The sequence below is a fragment of the Bradyrhizobium sp. WSM1417 genome (assembly GCF_000515415.1).
In the GTDB taxonomy this organism is placed as follows: domain Bacteria; phylum Pseudomonadota; class Alphaproteobacteria; order Rhizobiales; family Xanthobacteraceae; genus Bradyrhizobium.
Genome location: NZ_KI911783.1, coordinates 1,610,127 through 1,633,973 on the forward strand (window position 1 = coordinate 1,610,127; position 23,847 = coordinate 1,633,973).

General features: G+C 63.8%; 21 protein-coding genes and 1 tRNA gene. 5 read left to right on the forward strand and 17 right to left on the reverse strand.

Annotated elements, in window-relative coordinates:
• The first annotated feature begins 6 nt into the window (after window positions 1-6).
• Window positions 7-489: a CinA family protein gene (locus BRA1417_RS0107735; protein ID WP_027515349.1), complete on the forward strand. Its 483-nt coding sequence runs from the start codon at window positions 7-9 to the stop codon at window positions 487-489.
• A 57-nt stretch (window positions 490-546) separates the two neighbouring features.
• Here BRA1417_RS0107735 and BRA1417_RS0107740 read toward each other — a convergent pair whose 3' ends face one another.
• From BRA1417_RS0107740 to BRA1417_RS0107785, 9 genes are all read right to left on the reverse strand, one after another.
• The gene (locus BRA1417_RS0107740) at window positions 547-900 is read right to left on the reverse strand and encodes a nuclear transport factor 2 family protein (RefSeq protein WP_027515350.1); all 354 of its coding nucleotides are present in this window, start codon (window positions 898-900) and stop codon (window positions 547-549) included.
• A gap of 10 nt (window positions 901-910) precedes the next feature.
• Window positions 911-2,383 (reverse strand): amidase, encoded by a 1,473-nt coding sequence (locus BRA1417_RS0107745; RefSeq protein WP_027515351.1) that lies wholly within the window; start codon window positions 2,381-2,383, stop codon window positions 911-913.
• A 227-nt stretch (window positions 2,384-2,610) separates the two neighbouring features.
• On the reverse strand, window positions 2,611-3,582 hold the full coding sequence (gene mbfA / locus BRA1417_RS0107750; protein WP_027515352.1) for an iron exporter MbfA: 972 nt from the start codon (window positions 3,580-3,582) through the stop codon (window positions 2,611-2,613).
• 62 nt (window positions 3,583-3,644) lie between these two features.
• On the reverse strand, window positions 3,645-4,796 hold the full coding sequence (locus tag BRA1417_RS0107755; RefSeq protein WP_027515353.1) for an alpha/beta fold hydrolase: 1,152 nt from the start codon (window positions 4,794-4,796) through the stop codon (window positions 3,645-3,647).
• Between the two features lie 151 nt (window positions 4,797-4,947).
• Window positions 4,948-5,817 carry an MBL fold metallo-hydrolase gene (locus BRA1417_RS0107760; protein ID WP_027515354.1) on the reverse strand — a complete coding sequence of 290 codons (870 nt, stop codon included), beginning with the start codon at window positions 5,815-5,817 and terminating at the stop codon, window positions 4,948-4,950.
• A gap of 125 nt (window positions 5,818-5,942) precedes the next feature.
• On the reverse strand, window positions 5,943-7,028 hold the full coding sequence (locus tag BRA1417_RS39575) for a serine hydrolase (protein ID WP_245286149.1): 1,086 nt from the start codon (window positions 7,026-7,028) through the stop codon (window positions 5,943-5,945).
• A gap of 25 nt (window positions 7,029-7,053) precedes the next feature.
• Window positions 7,054-7,665, reverse strand: coding sequence for a glutathione S-transferase family protein (locus BRA1417_RS0107775; RefSeq protein ID WP_027515355.1), 612 nt, complete (start codon window positions 7,663-7,665; stop codon window positions 7,054-7,056).
• Between the two features lie 183 nt (window positions 7,666-7,848).
• Window positions 7,849-8,691: a fumarylacetoacetate hydrolase family protein gene (locus tag BRA1417_RS0107780; protein ID WP_027515356.1), complete on the reverse strand. Its 843-nt coding sequence runs from the start codon at window positions 8,689-8,691 to the stop codon at window positions 7,849-7,851.
• 128 nt (window positions 8,692-8,819) lie between these two features.
• Window positions 8,820-9,668, reverse strand: a complete 849-nt coding sequence (locus BRA1417_RS0107785; RefSeq protein ID WP_027515357.1) for an MBL fold metallo-hydrolase — start codon at window positions 9,666-9,668, stop codon at window positions 8,820-8,822.
• Window positions 9,669-9,791: 123 nt separating this feature from the next.
• Between BRA1417_RS0107785 and BRA1417_RS0107790 the strand changes: the two genes are divergently transcribed.
• A complete protein-coding gene (locus BRA1417_RS0107790) occupies window positions 9,792-10,271 on the forward strand; it encodes a DUF3775 domain-containing protein (RefSeq protein ID WP_027515358.1) in 480 nt (159 codons plus the stop codon).
• A gap of 12 nt (window positions 10,272-10,283) precedes the next feature.
• Here the strand turns inward: BRA1417_RS0107790 and BRA1417_RS0107795 are convergent, their stop codons facing one another.
• From BRA1417_RS0107795 to BRA1417_RS0107805, 3 genes are all read right to left on the reverse strand, one after another.
• The gene (locus BRA1417_RS0107795; RefSeq protein WP_027515359.1) at window positions 10,284-11,273 is read right to left on the reverse strand and encodes an NADPH:quinone reductase; all 990 of its coding nucleotides are present in this window, start codon (window positions 11,271-11,273) and stop codon (window positions 10,284-10,286) included.
• Window positions 11,270-12,052, reverse strand: coding sequence for an SDR family oxidoreductase (locus tag BRA1417_RS0107800; protein ID WP_027515360.1), 783 nt, complete (start codon window positions 12,050-12,052; stop codon window positions 11,270-11,272). Before BRA1417_RS0107800 ends, BRA1417_RS0107795 begins: the two co-directional genes overlap by 4 nt.
• Before the next feature lie 129 nt (window positions 12,053-12,181).
• Window positions 12,182-12,694 (reverse strand): CvpA family protein, encoded by a 513-nt coding sequence (locus tag BRA1417_RS0107805; RefSeq protein WP_027515361.1) that lies wholly within the window; start codon window positions 12,692-12,694, stop codon window positions 12,182-12,184.
• A 128-nt stretch (window positions 12,695-12,822) separates the two neighbouring features.
• On the opposite strand from BRA1417_RS0107805, the gene BRA1417_RS0107810 reads away from it, so the two are divergent.
• Complete coding sequence (locus BRA1417_RS0107810) at window positions 12,823-13,584, forward strand: SDR family oxidoreductase (protein WP_027515362.1); 762 nt, start codon at window positions 12,823-12,825, stop codon at window positions 13,582-13,584.
• A gap of 157 nt (window positions 13,585-13,741) precedes the next feature.
• Here BRA1417_RS0107810 and BRA1417_RS0107815 read toward each other — a convergent pair whose 3' ends face one another.
• The gene (locus BRA1417_RS0107815; protein WP_027515363.1) at window positions 13,742-15,334 is read right to left on the reverse strand and encodes a GMC family oxidoreductase; all 1,593 of its coding nucleotides are present in this window, start codon (window positions 15,332-15,334) and stop codon (window positions 13,742-13,744) included.
• A 119-nt stretch (window positions 15,335-15,453) separates the two neighbouring features.
• Window positions 15,454-16,923 carry a coniferyl aldehyde dehydrogenase gene (locus BRA1417_RS0107820; RefSeq protein WP_027515364.1) on the reverse strand — a complete coding sequence of 490 codons (1,470 nt, stop codon included), beginning with the start codon at window positions 16,921-16,923 and terminating at the stop codon, window positions 15,454-15,456.
• A 312-nt stretch (window positions 16,924-17,235) separates the two neighbouring features.
• Here BRA1417_RS0107820 and BRA1417_RS0107825 point away from each other — a divergent pair.
• Window positions 17,236-17,312, forward strand: a tRNA-Met gene (locus BRA1417_RS0107825).
• A 404-nt stretch (window positions 17,313-17,716) separates the two neighbouring features.
• Here BRA1417_RS0107825 and BRA1417_RS39580 read toward each other — a convergent pair.
• From BRA1417_RS39580 to BRA1417_RS0107840, 3 genes are all read right to left on the reverse strand, one after another.
• On the reverse strand, window positions 17,717-18,262 hold the full coding sequence (locus BRA1417_RS39580) for a hypothetical protein (RefSeq protein WP_051448283.1): 546 nt from the start codon (window positions 18,260-18,262) through the stop codon (window positions 17,717-17,719).
• Between the two features lie 180 nt (window positions 18,263-18,442).
• A complete protein-coding gene (locus tag BRA1417_RS0107835) occupies window positions 18,443-19,864 on the reverse strand; it encodes an MATE family efflux transporter (RefSeq protein ID WP_027515365.1) in 1,422 nt (473 codons plus the stop codon).
• A gap of 58 nt (window positions 19,865-19,922) precedes the next feature.
• Window positions 19,923-20,414, reverse strand: a complete 492-nt coding sequence (locus tag BRA1417_RS0107840; protein WP_027515366.1) for a hypothetical protein — start codon at window positions 20,412-20,414, stop codon at window positions 19,923-19,925.
• Between the two features lie 287 nt (window positions 20,415-20,701).
• Here BRA1417_RS0107840 and BRA1417_RS0107845 point away from each other — a divergent pair, with 287 nt between their 5' ends.
• Complete coding sequence (locus BRA1417_RS0107845; protein WP_027515367.1) at window positions 20,702-23,758, forward strand: AAA family ATPase; 3,057 nt, start codon at window positions 20,702-20,704, stop codon at window positions 23,756-23,758.
• Window positions 23,759-23,847 lie beyond the last annotated feature (89 nt).

Here is a 23,847-nt window from a genome sequence, read left to right on the forward strand (position 1 = left end):
CAGGGAATGAAAGAGCTCGTTAGCATTGCGGAACAGGTCGCCGCAAAACTGATCGCGCGCAAACAGACCATTGCCGTGGCGGAATCCTCGACCGGCGGACTGATCTCGGCCAGCCTGCTCGCGGTCCCCGGCGCGTCCGCCTATTTCCTCGGCGGGGCCGTTGTCTACACCCGCGATGCCCGGCGTGTGCTGATGGATATTTCGGACGAAGGAATGAAGGGCTTTCGTTCCTCGTCGGAGCCCTACGCGCAGCTGCTGGCCGAGCGGATGCGCAGCCGCTTCAACTGCAACTGGGGCCTGTCCGAGACCGGCGCGTCCGGTCCCACCGGCAATCGCTACGGCGATGCGGCGGGCCACAGCTGCATGGCGGTCGCCGGGCCCGCAGTCGAGGCGATGACGCTGGAGACGGGCAGCAACGACCGCCTCGCTAACATGCAAACCTTTGCGGCGACAGCGCTGAAATTGCTGCTGAAGAATCTGGAGCGCTGACCTCGCGGCCTCCCGAATATCTGGCTGTGCCGGAGAATGTGTGGTGTGACGCGCTCTTTACCGCGACACGTGCGCCGACACTGCCAGCCATGTCCCGTTCGTCTTCGCCCAGCAATCGGTATAGCGCCCGGTGGCCTGCTGGCCGTCCGCATTGGTGTAGCTCGTCGTTGCGTGGATGATGGCGAAATCGCCCATGATGCGGATGATGACCTCGTGCTCCCTCAGATTCCGCATCGCTATCGGACGCGCCGTCTGCTTCAGGAAGGCCTCGCGATCGACCAGCGTCTTGTCGGGATTCGAGCAGTAGAACTCCGGCGCTAAAATCTCGTCGAAGCGCTTGACGTCGCAATTCTGCACCGAGGCGACATAGTCGCGGTTGAGCGCGGTGAGCTGTTCGAGGTCGTTGCTCATGAGATTTCTCTCAGTCATTGAACAAGGGCGGCGCCACGAACCCGCCGAACTCGCGTTCGATCAGCTCGGCGAGCTTCAGCGGCGTGCGGTCCTCGAGAAAGGGCCCGATGATTTGCACGCCGACCGGCAGTCCGTCCTTCGATAGACCGAGCGGAACAGCCGTTGCCGGCAGGCCGGGAAGCGTCGCAAGACCGGGCCAGGCGAGCTGATCGGAATACGGATAGTCCTTGCCGTCGATGTTAATGAGTCGCAGGTTCTGCTGCGGCGAATGGTCATGCGGAAAGGCCGGCGTCGGCAGGATCGGGCAGATCACCGCGTCGAAGCTCTTGAACAGCGAGCGCCATTGCGCGCGCAGGCCGGCGCGGGCGCCAGCGTCGAGTACCCAGGCTCGGTGGCTTGCGGTGATGCCGCGCAGCCGCTCCGCACTGAGGCTGCGATCCTCGGGCGCAAGCTGGCTCGCCCGGGTCTGTGAATCCGCAAACTCCTCCGGCGGGAAGAATGCGCCGAGAAAGCTCAGCAGCATGCGCATGTAGAGCCGCGACGTCTCCGCGAAGTCCACGAACTGGACGCTCTCGCGGGCGATCGTCACGCCGACCTTCGACAGGTCGGTGGCGAGCCTATCGATCGCGCCACGGACGTCCCGGTCGGTTGGCAGCAGCGGGTGGCTGTCGATCATCAGGACACGAAAGTCCCGCAACGATTGATGTCGTGCAACGGGCAAGTCGAGATTGTAGGCGACACCGGCATCCAGCGGATCCGGTCCGGCCATGACGTCGAGCAGCAAGGACAGGTCTGCTGCCGTTCGTGCCATCGGACCGATGACGGCGAGGTCGCCCTCGCGCGGAATTGCTGGAAACGGCGGCGGGGTCTCGCCGCGCGCCGGGCAGAGATTGATGGTCGGCTTGTGGGCGAAGATGCCGCAATGAAAGGCCGGCACACGCAGCGAGCCTCCGATGTCGGAGCCGGTCGCGAGCGCGCAATAGCCCGCGGCGAGGGCTGCCGACGATCCTCCGGAGGATCCACCCGGTGTGCGGCCGAGATCATAGGGGTTGTTCGTGGTGCCATAGATGTCGTTGTAGCTCTGCCAGTCGCCCAGTCCCACCGGCACATTGGTCTTGCCGAGGATGACCCCGCCGGCCTGCCTGATACGCGCGACCGCCAGGGCGTCTTCGGCGGGCTTGAAATCCTTCTGCGGCACGAATCCCCAGGTCGTGGGCAGGCCGGCGATGTTGAAGGATTCCTTGATCGTCATCGGCAGGCCGAGCAGCGGCTTGCGCTCGCCGCGGGCCAATGCGGCGTCCGCCTCACGTGCGGCGTCCAGCGCACGGTCGAAATCCCGGACGCAGATCGCGTTGATCTTTTCGTCGTGTCGCTCGATGCGGGCGATCGCATCCTGCGTGAGCTCGACCGCGGAAACCTTCTTGGCCGTCAGTGCCGCCGATAGCTCGACCGCGCTCTTGAAACTCCATTCGGATTTTGCCACGGCGCATCTCCTGTTCAAGTCGTCAAACAATGATGCGCAGTTTGGCCCAGCATCGCAACCGCCGTTTGACCGCGATTGACATGTGAGCAAGACGGAACGCGGTGAGCCGCAACCACTCGCAGTCATCGCCCGGCTTGACCGGGCGATCCAGTATTCCACCGGCGCCGATCGGACACGGAGGTCGCGGCATACTGGATGCCCCGGTCAAGCCGGGGCATGACAACGTCCTACGCCGCTCCGATCAGTATCCCCACCGCCAGCACGATCGCGCCGCCGAGCACGATCTGGAACACGGCCTGGAGGAACGGCGTGTCCATGTAGCGCGCGCGGATGAAGGCAATCGCCCACAATTCGAAGAACACGACGATTCCGGCAATTCCGGTCGCGATCCAGAATGCGTTGGCCCAGGTATCGGGCACGAGATAGGGCAGGGTGTGCCCAAGCCCGCCGAGCGTCGTCATCAAGCCGCAGGTGAGACCTCGCAGCCAGGGCGAACCACGCCCGGTCAGGGAGCCGTCGTCCGACAGCGCCTCCGCAAAACCCATGCTGATGCCGGCACCGATCGAGGCGGCGAGGCCGACCAGAAACGTTTGCCAGTTCTGATGCGTGGCGAAGGCAGCCGCAAACAGCGGCGCCAGCGTCGAGACGGAGCCGTCCATCAGGCCGGCGAGACCTGGTTGCACATATTGCAACACGAACATGCGCCGGTTGGTGCGGTCTTCCTCGGCGCGCACGTCTGAGCTCAGGATCTGGTCCGTCAGCTTCGCCGCCACCTCTTCGTGGCCTTTCTCGGCCTCGGCCAGATCGCCGAGCAGGCGGCGCACGCCGACATCCTGCGCCTGTTCGGCGGCCTTCACGTAAAAGCGCTCGGCCTGCAATTCCATGGTCTCGACTTCCCTGCGGACGGTGTCGAGCGGCAGGTTTTTGGTGAGCCAGACCGGACGACGGCGCAGGAAGCCTTTGACGTCCTCGCGGCGGATCGGGGGCAAATGCGGACCGAAGCGCTGCTCGTACATTTCCAGCAGCATGTGACGATGGCCGCGCTCTTCCTCGGCCATCTGCTCGAAGATTTTGGCCGAGTCCGGATAGCGCTCCTTCAAGTCCTCGGCGAAGCTCATATAGATGCGGCTGTCCTCCTCCTCGGAGGAGATCGCGACAGCAAGCACCTCGCGCTCGGTGAGATCGGCAAAATTCTTCACGGCGGCCCTGTCTGATTAGTTTAGAATAGTTCTAAACTATATAGGGCGCCGAAGTTCCCGGGTCAAATCACGCCGCGGCTCTTCGCCAGGAAATCGAGCAGCAGGCGGCTCACCTCGGCCGGTTGCTCCTGCTGCACCCAGTGACCGGCGCCGTGGACAAGGTGGCAGCCGAGCAGCTGCGTGCAGGTCCGCGCTTGCATAGCCTCGAACACGCCGGGGCGCTGATAGGTGCCCCAATCCTGCTTGCCCGAGATGAAGCAGGAGGGGACGTCGATGGTGCGGCCGGCCAGCAATTCGAGCTGGCTGTTGAATGCACCCGACGTGCCGCAGCGATACCATTGCAGGCCGCCCTGGAATCCGGTTCGGCCATATTCGGCGCTGTAATAGGCGATCTCGCGGTCGGGCAGCCATTGATTGGCGGCGATCGCGGCCGGCGAGGGCATCTCCTTTGCGACCGTCTCGGCCATGGTCTCGTTCAGGTCCATCACATAATAGGTCGGCAGCTTTGCAAGCTCATTCGCCGACCAGGACTTCAGCGGATATGGCTTGTTGTCGGTCCAGTCAGCGCTCTTGTGATGATAGTAGGCGCGCAGGAAATCATGCACGCCTTGCGGCGCGCGGTGCATATCGGCATTGGCCCGGCGTGTCGCATAGTACCATTGATAATGCTTGCGTGGGCGCGGCAAGGCGGCGAGCTCGCGATGCACGGGGTCTTCGGCCGGTGGCTTTGCCGGCGCGTCGACCGTGTTGAACGGCAGCGGCGGCGCTCCGCCGAACGGCGCGCTCATCATCGCCACCGAACGAAACACGTCGGGCCGCATCAGCGCGCACCAGGCCGCCACCGGACTGCCGAAATCGTGTCCGACCACATCGACCTGCCTATAACCGAACGCCGACACCAGCCCGAGCGCATCCCGCACCAGGTTGAAGAGCGAAAAGGGCGCGAGGTCGCCGTCGTACTCCGCGCTCCATCCCGTCGTCCGGCCATAGCCGCGCTGGTCCGGCGCGATCACGTGATAGCCGGCCGAGCTCAGCGCCGGCATCACCTTGCGCCAGGAGAAAGCGAGCTCGGGAAAGCCGTGCAGCAGCAGGATGCACGGCCGCCCCTTGGTCTCGAAGCCGGCCTCCAGCACATGCATGCGCAGGCCGTTGATATCGTCGACATAGCGTGAGCGGATGCCGGCGGGGAGCGGGATGTCGGGGAGCGTTGTCATAGGTGTTTCCTCGTCATGGTCGGCGAAAGCGCGAAGCCCGTCTCTCCAAATCCCGGCCATCCACATTCTTCGTTGCGGCTGATTGTAAGAACGTGGATGCCCGGGACAAGCCCGGGCATGACGAAAACCGAGAGTGTTGATTGGCGATGCACTACACCGCCGCGCAAACGAAGCCGCTGCCCTTGCGCCGGATCTTCCCCACCGACGGCGAGGGGAAATGCGCGGTGCAGCACAGCGTGTCGGTGTCGCAATAGCGTTCCAGGAAGCTGCGGCGCGTCGTTGCTGCCCTGGCCTGATCGAGGTCGAACTTGACCGACAGCTCCGGATAGAGCGTCTGGATCGGCGAATGCATGAGATCGCCGGAGAACACGGCGTCGTCCTTGCCGTGGCCCATCGTGATGGCGATATGGCCCGGCGTGTGGCCCGGCGTCGGCAGGATGCGGACGTGATCGCCGATCTGGTGATCGTTGCCGACGAGCTCGTGGCGTTTGGCCTCGACCACCGGCAGCACGCTGTCGGCGAAGGGCGGCACCTCCGCCTTCGCGTTCTGCTCGGTCCAGTGATCGAACTCCTGCTTGGCGAAGACGTAGCGCGCCTTCGGGAAAGTCGGCACCCAGCGGCCGTTCTCCAGCCGCGTGTTCCAGCCGACGTGATCGACATGCAGATGCGTGCACATCACGAATTCGATGTCGCCGACCGAAAAACCTGCGGCGGCGAGACCGCGCAGATAGGTGTCGTCAGTCTTCATGTTCCATTTCGGCCGCTGCGGCCGGGGCTTGTCGTTGCCGATGCAGCTGTCGACCAGAATGGTGTGGTGCGGCGTCTTGATCACATAGGACTGGAAGCACAGCATCAACGTGTCGCTGTCATCCAGGGCTTTCGCCTCCCTCATCCAGGCGCGGTTCTCGGCCAGCAGCTCCGGCGTCAGCCCCGGCAACATCTCCAGTGCCGGCACGAACGAGGTTTCCTGCTCGATGATCCGATGGATGGTGAGATCGCCGACCGCGTATTTCAGGCTCATGCTCGCTTCCTTGCACTCATCGTGCGTCACGCACGGACGGAATGACGATGTTGGAGAGGACGTCGATCGCGGCCAGCCCTTCCTTCGGCTGGCCGTATTGGGCAGCGGTGGTCATCATGACGAGATCAAGCTCGGGCACGATGAAAATGCGTTGTCCGCCCCAGCCGAAGGCGCCAACCCATTTGATTTCCCTTCCGCCGGCCAGCGAGCGGCCCATCCACCATTGATAGCCGTAGAACAGCGTGCTGCCGAAAAAGCCGATCGCCTGGAATTCGTGGCGTGGTCGATTGTGCAATCCAATCGGCCGAGACGATTTGTTGGCCGTTCCACTGGCCGCGATCGAGCACGAGCTGGCCGAGCTTGGCAGCATCTCGCGGACGCAAGCGCAGGCCGGCGGCCGCAGCGATCTTGCCGTTCTTCGGGTAGGCCTTCCACTTGGAATCGGTGATTCCGAGCGGCTGGAACAGCACCTCGCGCGCAAACGCCTCTAGTGGCTTGCCCGAGACGCGTTCAAGGATGTTGCCGAGCAGTTCAGTCCCGCCGCCATTATAGGTCCAGAGCACATCCGGCGGCGCCGCGACCGGCCTTGCGAGCACATAGCCGATCGGATCGACCTCAAAGCCGAGATGCGGCTCGTCGTTGTTCGGATCGGTCCAGGCCCGCGCCTCGTCCCATTTCATTCCCGAGGACATCGTCAGGAGATGGCGGAGCGTGATGACCTCCCAGCCTGCCTGCTTCACCGCCTGATGGTCGGGGAAGAATTTGAGCACAGGTTCATCGACGCCTTCGATCAGCTTGCGATCGATGGCGATGCCGACGAGCAGCGAAACGACGCTCTTCGATGCCGAGCGCATGTCGTGCTTCGTCGTCGCGGTGAATTCGCCCTGGCCTTCCGGCTGTCCCCAGGGTTGGTCGTAGCCGGCGAAATATTGCTCGAAGACGAGCTGGCCGTGGCGCGCGACGACAACCGAATGGACCGAAGTCGCGCGTTGCCCGAGTCGCGCAGCGATGCCGCAGAGTTGCGCGCCGTCCATGCCGACGCTGTCGGGCGACGCAGTCGTCCAGCCGTCGTCGGTTGACGATGGCGGTTCGCAGGCGAGGTTTCGCTGTCCAGGCACCATGCCGTCGGCTTGCGCGGAAGTGGTTGAGATGGTCAACGCAAGCACGAGGCTCGCGCCGAGAATATTGAGGCGGGGGAAGCGATCGCGCATCATCCTTCTCCCCGCCGTCGCGATACTACGCCGCGGGCGGCACCGAGATCTTCACGGAGGGCCGCTCCAGCATCTTCTGGTGGAAAGCGTCGAGCTTCGGATAAGCCTTGCGCCAGCCGCAATCGGCGAAGCGGAAGTCGGCATAGCCGAGCACGCAGACGAGGCCGATCTGCGAGATGTCGAAGGGGCCGTTCAGCACTTCGGGCATATTCTCGAAGCGCGCCATGCCGGTCCAGGCCCGATTCCAATGGTCGTCCGACCACGCCTGCCATTGCAGGCCCTGCGGTCGCACCATCTTCTCGTAGCGGCACAGCAGCATGGAATCGAGCATGCCGTTGATCAGGGAATGATTGGTCTTGGCCTTCCAGCGCCGCGGACCGTAATCGGGGATCAGGCTGCCGCCGGCCATCTCGTTGAGATATTCGACGATGACGTACGAGTCCAAAATAACATCGCCGTCATTGGTGATCAGCACCGGCAGCTTCTTCAGCGGCGTGATGCGCGAATAGTCCTCGTTGGCCTGCCCCGGTGCCACCGCTGCCGGCGTGAACTCGATCTTGTCGATCAGCCCAAGCTCGATCGCGGCGATGCGCACCTTGCGTGCAAAGGGCGAGGCGGGGGAGAAGGTGAGCTTCATGGGAAATAACCTTTATCCAGACACACAGTCCTCATCCTGAGGAGCGCGCCGCTTGGCGCGCGTCTCGAAGGATGGCAACGGGAGGCGCTCTCTCGTCACCCGGCGCGAACGTCGGGCGACCGTGGTCTTGGCACATCCTTCGAGACGCGCGCGTTGCGCGCTCCTCAGGATGAGGTCGGCGGCTTACGCCGCGACGATCTCCTGGCGCTGCTCGCCGAGGCCTTCGATGCCGAGCGTGATGACGTCGCCGACATTGAGGAAGGTCGGCGGCTTCATGCCGAGGCCGACGCCGGGCGGGGTGCCCGTCGTGATGATGTCGCCGGGCAGCAGCGTCATGAACTGCGAGACATAGGAGATGCACTTGGCCATCGAGAAGATCATGGTCTTGGTCGAGCCGGTCTGGCGGCGCTGGCCGTTGACGTCGAGCCACATCGGCAGGTTCTGCACGTCCTTGATCTCGTCCTTGGTGGCGAGCCAGGGACCGAGCGGGCCGAACGTGTCGTGCGACTTGCCCTTGGTCCACTGACCCAGGCGCTCGATCTGGAAGGCGCGCTCGGAGACGTCGTTACAGACGCAGTAACCGGCGACGTGGTTGAGCGCGTCGGCTTCCGAGACGTATTTTGCACGCGTGCCGATGATCGCGGCGATCTCGACTTCCCAGTCGAGCTTGGTCGAGCCGCGCGGCTTCTCGACGGCGTCGTTCGGGCCGGACAGCGAGGTGTTGGCCTTCATGAAAATGATCGGCTCGCTCGGGATCTCCGCGCCGGTCTCCTTGGCGTGGTCGCTGTAGTTGAGGCCGATCGCGACGAATTTCGACATGCCGGTGACGGGGGCGCCGAACCGCGGCTTGCCGGAGACGGCGGGCAGCGAGGCGGGATCGAGCGCCGCCAGCTTCTTCAGGCTGTCGGGCGAATAGGCCTCGCCGGTCAGGTCCTTCACATGCGCCGACAGGTCCCGCAACTGGCCGGATTTGTCGATCAGGCCGGGCTTTTCCGCACCCCTCTCGCCATAACGAACAAGCTTCATTCTCGTTTCTCCCTGAATGGACCGATCGGTTGAACAGCTTCATGGAACAGGGCGACGGGAAATTCAACCGCTCAAAGAGAGCGCATTGCAGCCCCCTCGATTCGGGAGGTTCGTCCGGGGCACGAGACCTAGGCCAGTGCTTCGAACCTGAATGCGTCCCCGTCCCGCCTGATGTGCCCGGCCGAAAAATGCCCGCCGATCACCAGCGTCGGGGTGTCGGCAAACCGGCCGAACAATTCGCGCCGCGTCGCGGCAGATCGGCTCTGATCGGAATCCGCGGTCGAGGACCAGCCGAGATGCGCCATCTGGCAGGGATGATGGGCGACGTCGCCCGTCAGCAGTCCCTGCTCGCCGTCCGACCGGATCAGGATGCTCATATGCCCGGGGCTGTGGCCGGGGGTCGGAATCATGCTGATCTCGTCGCTGAGCCGGTGGTCGCTCGGGATCAACTCGGCCCGGCCGGCATCGACGATCGGCTTCACGGAATCGCCAAACACGGCGTGCTTGTCCGGCTCGGTGGAATGGTCGCGCCAATGCTCATACTCGGTCTTGCCGAAGACATAGCGCGCGTTGGGGAAGGTCGGCACCCATTGGCCGTCGACCCATTTCGTGTTCCAGCCGACATGGTCGACGTGAAGATGCGTGCACAGCACGGTATCGATGCTGTCAGGGGGAAAGCCCGCCGCAATCATCGTCTTCAGGAACGGCGTGGTGCGATTGTTCCAGGTCGGGACGTTGCGGCCCTGCTTGTCATTGCCAAGCCCGGTATCGACCACGATGCGGCGCGAAGGCGTCTCCACCACCAGCGAATGGATCGACATCTTCAGCCGGCCTTCTTCGGTGGCGAAATGCGGGATCAGCCAAGGCAGCTTCTGGATTTCTGCATTGCTCGCCAAGGGCAGAATGAAGCGGGTCGAGCCGACCGTCTCCAATTCCACGACTTTGGTGATGTTGACCCTGCCGACCTTCCACTGCATCCGGCGCATCCTCATGTTCTTGCTTTGGCGGGGAACATGCGCAGTTTCGCCGTCAGGCGCAATGGATCATCTGACGCGGTGCGGCGTTATCGCGGGAACCCAGGGAAAGACAAAGGGCCAGCCATGCCAGAGCTTGCGATTTCCGCGGAGAAGGTCGCCTTCATCATCGAAAAGGCGCGTGAATTCGACGTCAAGCAGGCGGATTCCGATCCGGATTCCGGCTCGAATGCGACGGATGACGATGCGGTCGACGTCCTCGAGGATGACGGCTCCGATCCGGTCGTCAACGAACTCGGAAGTTTCATCGTGGCCATGAACGAGGACGAGCAGATCGATCTCGTCGCGCTGACCTGGCTCGGCCGCGGCGACGGCACGATCGACGATTGGGACGATTTGCGCGCACGCGCGGTGGAGGCGCGCGCCGAGTATCGCAGTCCCCGGCGCGAGACGGCACACTATCTGCTCGGTGAGCCGATGCTGGGCGACCTGCTCGCCGACGGGCTCGACGAATTCGGCGTCGACTGGACCGACGGAAACCCTGTCGCCGATTCATCCAGTCCGAGCCAGCGGGACGAAGACGAGCCCACCAAGCAACAGCGGTGATCCTGGCCGATATCAGCGCGCGCAGTCAACGACCACGGTGCCGAGCTTGTCGCCTCTCTCGACCGCGACATGGGCCTGCGCCGTCTCCGACAGCGCAAACTGCGCCGCGACATTGTGGATTCGCGGCCCCGCTGCCAGCCATTTCGAGATGTCGGCCTGCGCCGCCGCCAGCAGCGCCGGAGGCAGCGCGAACAAGACGAGCGAGCGGAGCGTGATGCACTTTTCCATCAGCTCGCGCATTGGCACGGTCGGCGTCCGGTTGCCGTTCGTGGCGTAGACCGCGATGGTCGAATTCATGGCCATCAACTTCAGGGTCGTCGCAATGTTGCCGCCGAAATCGACATCGACCATGTGGTCGACCCCGCGTCCGCCGGTGAAGGCCATAACCTTGGCAACGACATCTTCGTCCCTGTAATTGACCACGAGATCGGCACCAGCTTGTCGCGCCTGCTCGCCTTTCATCGCCGAGCTGACGGTCGCGATCACCTGTGCGCCGCCCCATTTCGCGAGCTGCACGGCGTAATGCCCGACTGCACCCGCGCCGCCGGTGACCAGCACCGACTTGCCGACGACCGGTCCGTCCGCGAACAGCGAGCACCACGCCGTCATGGCGGGAATGCCCAGCGTCGCGCCTTCCGCAAAAGAGAGATTGTCCGGCAGCGGCGTCACCAGATGCTCGGCGAGCGCGATATGTTCGGCCGCGGTGCCAAAGGCGCGGCCGTTGCGCTGGCCGTTGAACAGCCAGACCCTGTCGCCGATCTTGAACCGCGTCGCGCCATCGCCGGTCTGGTCGATCAACCCCGCGCCATCGCTGTTCGGAATGACGCGCGAAAATTCCTTGGCGCCATAGCTGCCCCCGCGCCGGCCGACATCGGCCGGATTGACGCCGGAGGCTTCCAGGCGAACACGAACTTCGCCTGGGCCTGCGACCGGCGTCGTCATCTCACCATAGGTGAGGACGTCCGCCGCCGGTCCTGTCTCCTCGTACCAGACCGCCCTCACAGCGTTCCCGGGAAGGCACCGCCATCGAGCAGAAGGTTCTGACCGGTGATGAAGCCAGCTCTGCTGCCGCACAGGAAGGCGCAGGCGTAGCCGAACTCGTCGGGGTCGCCGAAGCGGCCCGCGGGATTGAGCTTGGCGCGCTCGGCCAGAACCTGGTCCGGCGTGATGCCGCGCTTCTCGGATTCCCCCTTCGCGGTGCTGCGCAGTCGGTCGGTCTCGAACGGGCCCGGCAGCAGGCCGTTGATGGTGACGTTGTTGATCACGGTCTTGCGCGACAGGCCGGCGATGAAGCCGGTGAGGCCGGCGCGCGCGCCGTTGGAGAGACCGAGGATGTCGATCGGCGCCTTCACCGCGGCCGAGGTGATGTTGACGATGCGGCCGAACTTGCGCGCCATCATGCCGTCCACGGTCGATTTGATCAGCTCGATCGGGGTCAGCATGTTGGCGTCGATCGCCTTGATCCAGTCGTCGCGGGTCCAGTTGCGGAAATCGCCGGGCGGAGGTCCGCCGGCATTGTTGATCAGGATATCGGGCTCGGGGCAGGCCTTCAGCACCGCCTCGCGGCCCGCCGGCGTCGTGATGTCGCCGACGATCGCGGTGACGGTCACATCAGGATAGGCCTTGCGGATGTCGTCGGCCGTCTTCTTCAGGGCCTCGGCGCCGCGCGCGGTCAGCGTGACGTGAACGCCGGCCTCGGCCAGCGAGATGGCGCAGGCGCGTCCGAGGCCTTTGCTGGATGCGCAGACGATGGCGCGGCGACCTTTGATCCCAAGATCCACTGTTTCACTCCCGTAATGTCATGCAGGTTTTTAAGAAGCCGCTAGTCTAGCCAACCTTGGCGCCGCTGATAAGGGATTGGCTCGCATCAAAATGCATGCGCGCTTGCCCGGCGATGCAAATGCGCCTCATCAGATGCGCCGCTCCTGCTTGAGGCGGTCGATCGCGGAGGCCGCCTCCGGCGGCAGCGACTTGAAGCCCATCCGGCCGGCCGTCGAGAACAGCGGCCGCAGATGCGAGCCGGCGAGGAACGGCGGCTGGCGGTTGGCCGGCACGATCTGGTCGAACACCAGCACCAGCGTCGTGGCGACGAGGCCGACCCTGATGGCGCCGAGCGCTGCGCCGCCGAGCCGGTCGCCGATGCCGGCCTGCCGTATCGTGTCGCTCAGCGCCAACCGGCCGAGATATCCAAACAGCATGCCGACCACCACGAAGATGCCGAAGAACCAGATCCAGTTCTGCAGCAGCGGCGCGTTCGGATTGCTCGCGACCTGCGGGACGATCAGCGGCATCAGCGCGACGGCGATGGGGGCGGCGAGGAGATAGGCCAGGATCGTCATGGCGCTGCCGAGCAGGCCGGTCCTGAAACCGAAACCGATCGCGATGGCGAACGCCGCATAGACGGCGAGATCGAAACTGTTCATGCGTGGGAGCCTGCCATGGAACGAGTGAACGCAGAACCGATCATTCCGGTTTCAGATCGTTAAAATCGTCTGTATTGATGGCCGCAAAGCTGAAGGATCGCCCGCAGGAAAGCGTCAAGGAAAGCGTCATGTCAGACCTGTTCGACGTCAGTCAGGAAACCGTCCTCGTCACCGGTGCAAGTCAGGGGCTGGGGCGGCAATTTGCCCGGGTGTTGGCGGCGCATGGCGCGGCCGTCGGGCTCGCGGCGCGGCAGACCGACAAGCTGAAGAGCCTGGAAGACGAGATCCGCGGCAAAGGCGGCCGTGCCGCCGCCGTCGCACTCGATGTCACCGACACCGCATCGATCGCCAGGGCGATCGATGCCGCGGAGGCCGCGCTCGGCCCGGTCACGGTGCTGATCAACAATGCCGGCATCGCGATCGAAAAGCTCGCGACCGAGCAGACCGAGGCCGATTGGGACGCGGTGATCGGCGCCAATCTCAAGGGCGCCTATTTCCTCGCGACCGAGATCGCGCGCCGCATGATCGCGCGCAAGCAGGAAGGCAACATCGTCAACATCGCCTCCGTGCTCGGCACCGGCGTGCTGAAGGCGTTGTCGCCCTACGCGATCTCCAAGGCCGGCATCATCCAGGCGACCAAAGCGATGGCGCTGGAGCTTGCGGGGCAGAATATCCGTGTCAACGCGCTGGCGCCCGGCTACATCGACACCGAGATGAACCACGCGTTCTGGTCGACGCCATCAGGCGAGCGCCTGACCAAGCGCATCCCGCAACGCCGCATCGGCGCCGAGTCCGATCTCGACGGCGCGATCCTGCTGCTGGCCTCGAAGGCCTCGCGGTACATGACGGGCAGCGTGGTGACGGTGGACGGCGGGTTCTTGTTGAATTGATTTTTCTTCACCTCGCCCCGCTTGCGGGGAGAGGTCGCGTCGCATCGAAGATGCGATGCGGGTGAGGGGGAGTCTCGGCATATTCGACTGCTTCCGTCCTCGCGGAGGCTCCCCCTCACCCCAACCCTCTCCCCGCAAGCGGGGAGAGGGAGAAGAGCTACCGCATCTCGCCCCGGATCATATCCGCTGCCTTCTCCCCGATCATGATGGTCGGTGCATTGGTGTTGCCCCCGATCAGCGTCGGCATGATCGAGGCGTCGACGACGCGCAGGCCTTCCATGCCGTGCACCTTCAGCGCCGGATCGACCACGGCCATCGCGTCCGTGCCCATCTTGCAGGTGCCGACGGGGTGATAGACGGTGTCGACACGCGCGCGCAGGATGGCGCGGATGTCGTCGTCCGTTCTCACGTCGGACGTGAACATGTCCTTCTTCTGCAACGCGCGCATCGCGGGCGTCTCCATCAGCCGTCGCGTGGTCTTGAAGCCCGCGACCATCGTCTCGAGATCCTCCGCCTCGCCCAGAAAATTCGGATCGATCATCGGCGCTGCCAGCGGATCGGCGCTTTTCAGCCAGACGCTGCCACGGCTCTTCGGCCGCAACAGGCAGACATGGCACGAGAAGCCCGCCTCCTTGTGCTTCTTGCGGCCGTGATCGTCGAGCATCGCGATGATGAAGTGCAGCTGGATGTCGGGCACATCGAGGTCGGCTCGGGTCTTCAGGAAGCCGCCACACTCGGCGAAATTGGTGGTCATCAGTCCGCGCCGGTCCCGGCGATATCGCTGGATGGCGCGGAGCAGGGATGGCAGCCGGCCGAGCGATGAGTGGACGAAGTGCGGGTAGTCGGAGGCGTAGACGAACACGAAATCCGGATGATCCTGCAGATTGCGTCCGACGCCCGGCAAATGACGCACGACGCCGATACCGTGCGCGGCAATCGCCTCGCCGTCGCCTATGCCCGACAGCATCAGCAATTGCGGTGACTGGAAGGCGCCGGCGGCGAGGATCACCTCGCGGCGGGCGCGCAGCCGCTTTGTCTGCTTGCCCTGGACATATTCGATGCCGACCGCGCGCCCGCCTTCGAACAGGATGCGCGTGGCATGCGCCTGCGTCTCGACACGCAGATTGGCGCGCTTGCCCATGTGCGGATTCACATAGGCGCGCGCCGCGCTCCAGCGCTCGCCATTGTGCTGCGTCACCTGATAGCTGCCGAGCCCTTCGTGGTCGTCTCCATTGAAGTCCTCGCGGATGCGGAACTGCGCCTCGCGGGCGGCCTGATGGAAGACGTCGTGGATCGGATTGTCCGCGCGCAGCCGGTTGACATGCAGCGGGCCGCCCTTGCCATGATACGCGCCGTCGAAATCGGCGTTGTTCTCCGAGCGCTTGAAATAGGGCAGCACGTCCGCATACGACCAGCCGGCATTGCCGAGCGAGGCCCAGTGGTCGTAGTCCCATTTGTTGCCGCGAATGTAGACCATGGCATTGATCGCCGAGGAGCCACCGAGCCCCTTGCCACGCGGTTGATAGCCGATACGGCCGTTCAATCCCTTCTGCGGCACGGTATCGAAGCCCCAGTTCGCGACCTTGTATGGCAAAGCGAGTCCGAACGGCGTGGTGATCCGCCAATTGTCGTTCCGTCCGCCGGCATCGAGCAGCGCCACGGATGTCCCCGCATCCTCCGACAGCCGCCCCGCCACCGCGCAGCCGCCGGAGCCCGCGCCCACGACGACGAAATCGAATGTGTCCGTCACTGATGTTCCCCCCTTGCATTCTTCTTCTCGTCATTGCGAGCGCAGCGAAGCAATCCAGACTGTCACCGCGGAGGGATTCTGGATTGCTTCGCTGCGCTCGCAATGACGGGTGTTGAAACCTACGACATGAACCGCATCATCTTCTCCAGGCGCGCGATCTTGCCGCCGTAGGGCGGATAGAGGTCGGCGAGGCGGTTGAATTTCGAACGATAGAACACCGGCTTCAGCTTGCTGAACGTGCGAAAGCCCCATTCGCCGTGATAGGTGCCGGTGCCGGATGCGCCGACGCCGCCCATCGGCTGGTTGATTTGCGCGAAGTGGAACAGACAGTCGTTGATGGTGACGCCGCCGGAGATTGTGCGCGCCAGCACCTCGTCGCGCGCAATGCGGTCCTTACCGAACCAGTACAGCGCCAGCGGCCGGTCGCGGGCGTTGACGAAGGCGATGGCGTCGGCCGGTTCGCGATAGCCGAGCACCGGCAGCACCGGTCCGAAAATCTCCTCCTGCATCACCGTCATCGCCTCGGTCGCGCCCACGATCAGCGTCGGCGGGAATTTGCGGTGCGCCTTCCAGTTCGGATCGTCCGCCTTCGCCGGCTGCAGGATCTTGGCGCCGTGACGTGCCGCATCCGCGACGAGATTTTCCAGCCGCGCATAATGCCGGTCGGAGATCACGGAGGTGTAGTCCTTGTTGGCGGGATCGGTGCCGAACATGCGCCGCATCTGCGCGCGCACTTTTTCGGCGAAGGCCTGCAACGCGCGCTCGGGCACCAGCACATAATCGGGCGCGATGCAGGTCTGCCCGGCATTGAGCAGCTTGCCGTAGGCGATGCGTTCGGCGGCCTCTTCGAGGTCGGCCGAGGCGTCGATGATAACAGGCGACTTGCCGCCGAGCTCGAGCGTGACCGGCGTCAGATTACGCCCCGCGGCCTCCGCCACCAGCCGCCCCACCCGGGTCGAGCCGGTGAACACCAGATGATCGAACGGCAGCGATGCGAAGGCCTTCGCGACCTCATCCTCGATGCCGGTGACGAGCACTTCCGCAGCGTCGAACCGCGCGGCGACCGTCTCCTTCAGCAGCGCTGAGAAATGGGCGACGTGTTCGCTCGGCTTGATGATGACACGGTTGCCGGCCGCGAGCGCACCGATCGCGGGCGCGAGCGTCAGCTGCAGCGGATAATTCCAGGGCGCGATGATGCCGACGACGCCGAGCGGCTGAGGCATCAGCCGGTTGCGCGCGGGCAGGAATTGCAGCGCCGTCGAAACGCGCTGCGGCGCCATCCAGCTCTTGAGGTGTTTCGTGGCATGACGGATCTCGGAGAACACCATCATGGTCTCGGCGACATTGGTCTCGACCGCGCAGCGGTGGCCGAAATCGGCCGAGATCGCCTGCCCGAAGCGCACCTCGTTGTCGGCGACGACGGCGCGCAGCCGCGCCAGCCGGTCGAGCCGCTCGGCAAGGCCAGGCGCCGGCTCGGCCCGCGACCGCGCGATCATGGCATGGAAGGCGTCTTCGAGGGCCCGAAGCGGGGCGCTCGGCGGGGGGCGGTCCGAGGGGCCGTCCAAGGGACGTTCCAAGGCGTGGTCCATGGCGTTCTCCCCTTTGAAGTGGCGTTTCCGCCTGGTTTTGTGGCCGCAAGCTGGCCCCTTGTGGAACTTCTGGCAAGGGCGGGCCAAACAGGCCGCAAATTCGTCCACCGCGCCGTCATAAAGTCGAAAAAAACGTCCCCGCAGCCCTTTCCAAAGGCAGCCCGGGTTGGTACATACCGCCCGCACCCAACGGGCATTGCCCGGGGTTGCCTTCCAAGGAAGCCTTCGGGACGGACGAAGCAAGCCACGCGAACAGCGCCGGCCCTTCATTCACCGTCCCCGGCACTTTCACGAAGGCAAAGCAACGGTTAACGCGGGGTGGAGCAGCCCGGTAGCTCGTCAGGCTCATAACCTGAAGGTCATAGGTTCAAATCCTATCCCCGCAACCAAGTTCGGACCTTACCGGTCCCGATCCGAAAATGGCCCGCATCGCGCGGGCCATTTTTGTTTTGGGGGAGCCGTGCGTGAGTGTCACGGGCTCCGACGAATCCCTCGCGGCTGCCTCAGGTGGGTGAGCGTTGCGCCGACAGCGCCGAACTCGGACGTGGCAGCCATTGCGATTTCGACAACCGCTATCGAGCGCACTGTCCCCGTAGTCGCCGGCAGGCGAGCGTCGTTTCGCTGGCACTGCCGAGGAAATCATGCCGCGCCTTGCTCGACGTCGCGCCGAGCATCTGTTGGTGGGGAGGCGTGGTCTCGTGATTCAGCGTCCTTCGAAAGCACGCACGAAAAAAGGCGGGCCGGCAAAGTGCCGGCCCGCGCCAGATCAAATGGTATTGCCGCCAGACGCGCCTTACTTTTCGGAGAGCTCCTGCCGGGCCTCGACTGAGGTATCCGCCTGTCGCGGCTTGGCTGCATGGGGGCAGACCATGGTCAGATTGAGCAATGTCGGCGCGTGATCCTCGCCATTGCCGTACTCCCAGACCAGACGAATCTCGTGTTGATCGGAATTGGCGTCGTCCTTCTGGTGTTGCCGGATGTCGGCCTTCATCGGAATCGGCGGTTCGGAGTTGAAGCACTTGCGGATGGATGCATCCAGCAGCGCGCATTTCGTCGGCGGCACCACGACACGTTCGTCATTCGAAAGCGGCGTGACGTTCGGCTGTGCGGCGAGCGCGAGACGCGCACGCCCCAGTGCCTTGAACCACACCTTGCCGCTGCCGTTCGGCCAAGTGTCAAGCGGCGACAGTATCGGCTGATACTGCCCGTATTCCATGGTCTCGATGTCGATTTGTTTCGATGCCTTGAGTCTGGCAACGCTTATCTTCATGTTTTCAAGAGGATAGTAATTGCCGTTCATCAGATCCTTGTAGTCCTGATTGTCGTAGACCATGCCCATGGATCACCCCTCATCTTGCCTGATAGCGCCGGGCACCGGTGCCGGCGGACACTCCATCGCGCGAGCGACAGTGTAGTCAGTGCTTGTGCCCTCTAGTTTGCGTTGTGAACGCTATCATTCCTCGAGATGTGACGTCAACGAAAGCAACCTATAGTGTTTCCTTGGGCGTGCCTTGCGCGCTTACTTGTCGGCAGCGCTCGCAAGATTCAGTTGCCCCTTAACGTCGGTCTTGCGCGGCCCCCAGCGCGTAAACGCAACTGCTGCGCAGGAGAGAACACCCAGCAACATCATTGAAGCGGCCGTGAGCGAGAAAAAGCTCTCGGCCGTTGCCGCCTGCGAGATCAGATACCAGCCGCCAAGCATGATGAAGAGCAGCCGTGCCGTCTGCGCCAGCACTGGGCCGAGCACGTTGCCGGCGCCCTGCGACGAGAAATACATCGCCGAGGCAAGCCCGACGAAGGCGTAGAACGGAGCGACGGTCCGAAGGAACTGCCGGCTGGCGGCGTGGGCTCCAGCGTCTTCGGTAAACAGGTTGATCCAGGGGTCCGGGAAGGTCGCGACCGCGCCCGCGAGCGCTCCAACCACGAAGAGCGCGACGAGGCCGGCCGTCCAGGAGATCCGGCGGGCGCGAGCGATGCGTCCTGCACCAATCGCAACGCCGATCATGGGCACCGACCCGATGCCGACGGAAAAGGCAATCGTCGCCAGGACATATTCGAGCCGCGCGCCAATGCCGGAAGCTGCAAGGATAGCGGTGCCGAAGACTGCCAGCATATGGGTGAAGATGAGACTAGTCAGCATCGACTGCAGCGGGGAGAAGCAGGCGACCGCGCCCACCTTGAGGATGTCCAGGAACATCCGCGATTGCAGGCGCAACCCGCGCACCTTGGGCACGATACGATCGCGGCCGGAAAAAAGGTACCAGCCCATCACCACAATATTGACCGAGCAGGCAATCAATGTGCCTGTTGCCACGCCCCGCATCCCGAATTGCGGTACCGGTCCAAAACCCAGGCCCAAGGTGCGGCCGAGGATGATTTGGATCACGGCGGAATTGACGATCATCAGCGACGGCAGTTTCATGTTGCCGGTGCCGCGCAGGATGCCGGCCATAATATTTACGAGCCAGATCAGGACTGCCCCGCCGAAGTAAACTTGGCTATAGGCAATCGCCTGCGCCAGTACGTTGTCGCGACCGCCCAACAATTCCAGGAGAGGGGGACCGCCGGCCAACATGCCTAGCATGAAGACCAAGCCGAAGAAGACGGCAATCAGAAGTGCGTGGGTGGCGAGGGTTGCAGCGCGGTCGCGGTCGCCTGCACCGAGCGCGCGGGCGATCGCTGACGAAACGCCGCTCCCCATTGCGGCGCCGGACATGCTCATGGTCAGCATGACGCAGGGGAACACCAGCGCCATAGCTGCCAGCGATTCGACCCCAAGCTGTCCGATGTAGGACGTCTCAGCGATGGCAACTAACGTTCCGGCCGAGAATGCGATTGCATTTGGCCAAGCGAGTGAGAGCAACGTATGGAGGATCGGTCCGTCGAGCAGCTTGTTCGCAGCTGATTGAGCGGGCGGCGACAACGGACCGGCTCCTATCATCTAGGCGGCGGGGGCGTCTGTATCGGCAGTATCCGTTCCCCGGGGACTAGAATGGTGTTCAGGATCTGTGCGGGCAGACCATCGTCAGATTGAGCAGCACCGGCTTGTCCGAGCCCTTCTTGTAGTCCCACTCCAGACGGATCTCGTGCCGGTGCGCGAAAGCGTCGCTGGCTTCGTGCGTGATGATCTTCGTCTTCATCGGGATCGGCGGCTCGGAGTTGAAGCATTTCCGCACGCAGGCATCGAGCAGATCGCATCGCGTCAGGGGAATGACGCCCGGCTCGTCTTTGGACAAGGGGATCGTGTTGGGCTGGGTGCTGAGGTCGACGCGAGCCCGGCCCTTTTCCTTATGCCAGTACGCCGCGCTCCCATCTGGCCATTTGTCTGCCGGCGTCAGGATCAGGTGATACTGCCCGTATTCTAGGGTCGGCAGGTGGATGTCCGGGGACGCCTTGAGGATGTCCACGCTCCGCTGCATGTTTTCCAGCGGGAAATAATTGTCGTTCATCAAATCTTTGAATGAAGCCCCGGTATAAGTTCTTGAGCCCATCGCCTTTTCCTTCAATATGTTCTTGGCTTCGCGAAAATACGTACAACTCCAGCGACGCCGGTCAGCTTGGCCAATCCTCGCGCCGTCGAATATGTGCCCCATCTTTGTTGGGATTTGCTTACGCTACCACTCAGGACTGTGTTTCGTCCAGATCGCCAACCCGCACCCGTGCCCCGCTAAGGGTGAGGGCGCGAGCGCGATTGCTAAGAGGCTTTCGACAGGTATTCTAATCGAGAGGTGCTTGCGGTTCTGGTCGACAGAATGGCCGCTGCCTTTGAGGCGCAGGAATGAATTGCTTCACGTGTCAGTCTGGGATCGGTCCGGACGATAGCTGGTGCTCCAAATGCGGGGCGGCGGTCCGCCAGCGCGTTGATCCCGACAGCGAACGAAGGTTTGTGACGATTCTGCGCGCTGACGTCGTCGACTCCACGGGTCTTGTTGCCGAGCTGGAGCCGGAGGCGGCGGTCTCGCGCCTCGAACCGGCACTTGCGGCGATGAGAGGCGCGGTGCGCCAGTTCGGCGGCATCGTCAGCAAGGAGTTGGGTGACGGCTTGGCCGCCGTCTTCGGCGCCCCGATCGCGGACGACAACCACGCCCCCCTGGCCTGCCACGCGGCCATCGAGCTGGTCCGGCGCGTCGGCAGTCTGGGCGATCCAGGACTGCAAGTCCGGGTCGGCCTCCACTCGGGTCATGTGGTGGCCTACATGGTCGCGAGCGAATTTTCCAAGGTCTACGAGATCGGCGGCGCCGCCCAGCATCTGGCCGCGCGGCTGGAGACGGCAGCCGAGGCGAACCAGATCTACGTGTCCGAAGCCTGCCAGAAGCTTGCGGACGGACATGTCCGCTTTGATTTTCTTGGGCGCAAGACTCTGCGCGGTTTCAACGAAGCTCTGCCGGTCTATCGGATCACTGGAGCGAGCGATCTTTCGAGCTGGCGGGTGCGACGCGCTCGTAGCGTCTCCCGGTTTGTCGACCGAACGACGGAGCGGGCGCTGCTATGGCGCGCTGCGGAGAAGGTTGCCACTAGCGGGCAGACTGTTCTGCTGATGGGGGATGCCGGCATTGGAAAGTCGCGGCTTGCGCACGAATTTGCGCAGGGCCTCAGGGCTGACGGCTGGCGGTTGCTCGATGTCGAATGCAGCCCAAATCTTCAGGGCGCGCCATTTAGCACCCTGAAGCGGCTGGTGCTTTCCCTCCTGGAGGCAGTCTCCAAGGACTCAGATCGCCTGGCAGACCCTCGAAAGCAATTGTCGGCCGTCCATCAGTTTGCAATCGACGCGGTGCTGGATTTGCCCATTTCCGATCCGCGTTGGAGCGAATTGGAGCCCTACGCCCGGGGGCGGGCGATTTCTGAGGCAAGCTGCGCAATCCTGGAAGGCGTAGCCCGTCACAAGGGCACCGTTCTTCTCATCGAGGATCTGCACTGGGTTGATCGAGCCAGCGACACAGTCATTGCCGCCATAGCGTCGCTAAAGGTGCCGAATCTGTTCGTTTTTCTCACGAGCAGGCCGAACGGAATGCCGGAATGGATCGCGCGTTGTCATGCAGAAGTGATCGCGATGCGGTCATTGGATGATGAGTCCGGATTGGCCATGTTGGCCGACATGCTCGGCACGTCCGTGACAAATGCAGGCTTGAAGGACCGGATCATCTCTCACACGGCCAACGTTCCGCTGTTCATCGAGGAGGTCTGCCGTGGTCTGAAGGATAACGGCACACTTCGCGGCCAGTGGGGTGATCTGGCCCTGGTGCGTCCCATAGAAGAGCTAGGTATTCCCACAAGTATCCAAGGCGTGATTGCAGCGCGACTCGATCGGGTGTCGAGGCAGGAGCGCCTGGTTTTGCAGGTCGCTGCCGCATTGGGGCCGCGATCGAGCGAAGCCGTGGTGCGGAGAGTCTCGGAATTGCCCGAAGACGCCCTGCGGGACAGCCTTGCAGCGCTCGATCGGGCCGAGCTGCTGGTCAGGATCGATAGCGACATCGCGGACTCGCTTGAGTTTCGACACGAGATGGTTCGCCAGGTGACCTATGAGTCGATGGTCGAAAAGGTCCGCGAGAGCGTACATGCGCGGGTTCTTGCGACATTCGAGAACGACGACATATTGAGAGATGATCCTGACGCCCTCTGTTACCACGCAATGCGTGCCAACGATTGGCCCAAGGCGTTCAACTACGGGAGAATCGCCGCACAGAAGTGTCTTTTGCGCTCGGCATATGCAGACGCGGTCGACTACTTCCGGACAGCGATGAGTTCGCTCGACAAGACGCCAATAACCAGTTCGAGGGAGACGAATGCCATTGATCTCCGGATGGAGGCGCGCATGGCGTTCATCTGGTCCGGTCGGGTTGCCGAGTGGGTCGATCTGGGAAAGGAAGCTGACCAACGGGCCAGCGAGATCAATGATGTCGGCAGAAGGGTTGCCGCCAAGACGGTCATGGCGGGTGGGCAGAACTTCTATGGGACACCTGCGGAGGCCGTTACCCTTGGCGAGGAGGTCGTTGGTCTTGCCGAAGAGTCCGGCAATCCGGGTTGGCGCAACCTTGCGCAATACAATCTCGGGCAGGCCTATTTTCTTGCCGGGCGCTATCGCGAGGCGGAGCAGACTATCGCACGAGCCCGTGCCCATCTGATGGGCCCGGACGCGAGTGCGCCGTTCGGCACGCCCCCGAAATACACCTTGCTCCTCTGCTGTATGATGAAGAGCTTCACACACACCGTGATGGGTGAGTTCGATGCCGCCGAGCAGCTCCAGCAACAGGCTGCCGCGATCGCGGAGGAGACCGGCCGCCCCTACGACCGCGTCGCCGCCGCCTATAGCGGCGGCTGGCTGATGCTCGGCCGCGGCGAGCCGGCGGCGGCCGCGGCCATTCTCGAGGACGGTTTTGTCCTGGCGCAGAAGCACGGCATCCGGCTGTTCGTGCCGGTGCTCGCCTGCCACCTCGGCATGGCCTATCTGGAGCAGGGGCTGTTCGACCGCGCGCGCGGCATGCTGACGGAAGCGCGTGAGGAGGCGAAGGCGGTCGGCTATACCTCGGCCGTGCTGCGCAGCTCGATCTACCTGGCGCTCGCCACCCACCGTCTCGGCGACGTCCAGGCGGCGCAGAACATGCTGCGCGAGGCGCGCAACACCGCGCGACAACAGGGGTTCTCTGGGCTGGAGGCAGAGGCCCTGTTCGGCGAGGCCGTGGTGACGCCGCCGTCGGATGCGGAGGCCAAGGCGGCCATCCTCGCCGCCCTGCGCGCGACCATCGCGATCGCCGCCGAGAGCGGCGCGCTGCCGCTGCGGCACAAAGCCGAAGCGATGCTCAACGAGATGCAGGCGACGGGTGACGAGCTCAGCTGACGGCAGCGGCGGCCGGGCCGCCGTCGCGGCCGAAATCTGCCCGACGCGTCAAATAAATTCAGCAGGCGTCGCAAGGAGTTAGCTACTGT

What these genes read in the sequence shown, in the direction of transcription:
- BRA1417_RS0107735 (WP_027515349.1), top strand. Translation starts at nt 7, where the DNA reads ATGAAAGAGCTCGTTAGCATTGCGGAACAGGTCGCCGCAAAACTGATC.
- BRA1417_RS0107740 (WP_027515350.1), bottom strand. Translation starts at nt 900, where the DNA reads ATGAGCAACGACCTCGAACAGCTCACCGCGCTCAACCGCGACTATGTC.
- BRA1417_RS0107755 (WP_027515353.1), bottom strand. Translation starts at nt 4,796, where the DNA reads ATGACAACGCTCCCCGACATCCCGCTCCCCGCCGGCATCCGCTCACGC.
- BRA1417_RS0107760 (WP_027515354.1), bottom strand. Translation starts at nt 5,817, where the DNA reads ATGAGCCTGAAATACGCGGTCGGCGATCTCACCATCCATCGGATCATC.
- BRA1417_RS39575 (WP_245286149.1), bottom strand. Translation starts at nt 7,028, where the DNA reads ATGCGCGATCGCTTCCCCCGCCTCAATATTCTCGGCGCGAGCCTCGTG.
- BRA1417_RS0107775 (WP_027515355.1), bottom strand. Translation starts at nt 7,665, where the DNA reads ATGAAGCTCACCTTCTCCCCCGCCTCGCCCTTTGCACGCAAGGTGCGC.
- BRA1417_RS0107780 (WP_027515356.1), bottom strand. Translation starts at nt 8,691, where the DNA reads ATGAAGCTTGTTCGTTATGGCGAGAGGGGTGCGGAAAAGCCCGGCCTG.
- BRA1417_RS0107785 (WP_027515357.1), bottom strand. Translation starts at nt 9,668, where the DNA reads ATGCAGTGGAAGGTCGGCAGGGTCAACATCACCAAAGTCGTGGAATTG.
- BRA1417_RS0107790 (WP_027515358.1), top strand. Translation starts at nt 9,792, where the DNA reads ATGCCAGAGCTTGCGATTTCCGCGGAGAAGGTCGCCTTCATCATCGAA.
- BRA1417_RS0107805 (WP_027515361.1), bottom strand. Translation starts at nt 12,694, where the DNA reads ATGAACAGTTTCGATCTCGCCGTCTATGCGGCGTTCGCCATCGCGATC.
- BRA1417_RS0107810 (WP_027515362.1), top strand. Translation starts at nt 12,823, where the DNA reads ATGTCAGACCTGTTCGACGTCAGTCAGGAAACCGTCCTCGTCACCGGT.
- BRA1417_RS0107820 (WP_027515364.1), bottom strand. Translation starts at nt 16,923, where the DNA reads ATGGACCACGCCTTGGAACGTCCCTTGGACGGCCCCTCGGACCGCCCC.
- BRA1417_RS39580 (WP_051448283.1), bottom strand. Translation starts at nt 18,262, where the DNA reads ATGGGCATGGTCTACGACAATCAGGACTACAAGGATCTGATGAACGGC.
- BRA1417_RS0107835 (WP_027515365.1), bottom strand. Translation starts at nt 19,864, where the DNA reads ATGATAGGAGCCGGTCCGTTGTCGCCGCCCGCTCAATCAGCTGCGAAC.
- BRA1417_RS0107840 (WP_027515366.1), bottom strand. Translation starts at nt 20,414, where the DNA reads ATGGGCTCAAGAACTTATACCGGGGCTTCATTCAAAGATTTGATGAAC.
- BRA1417_RS0107845 (WP_027515367.1), top strand. Translation starts at nt 20,702, where the DNA reads ATGAATTGCTTCACGTGTCAGTCTGGGATCGGTCCGGACGATAGCTGG.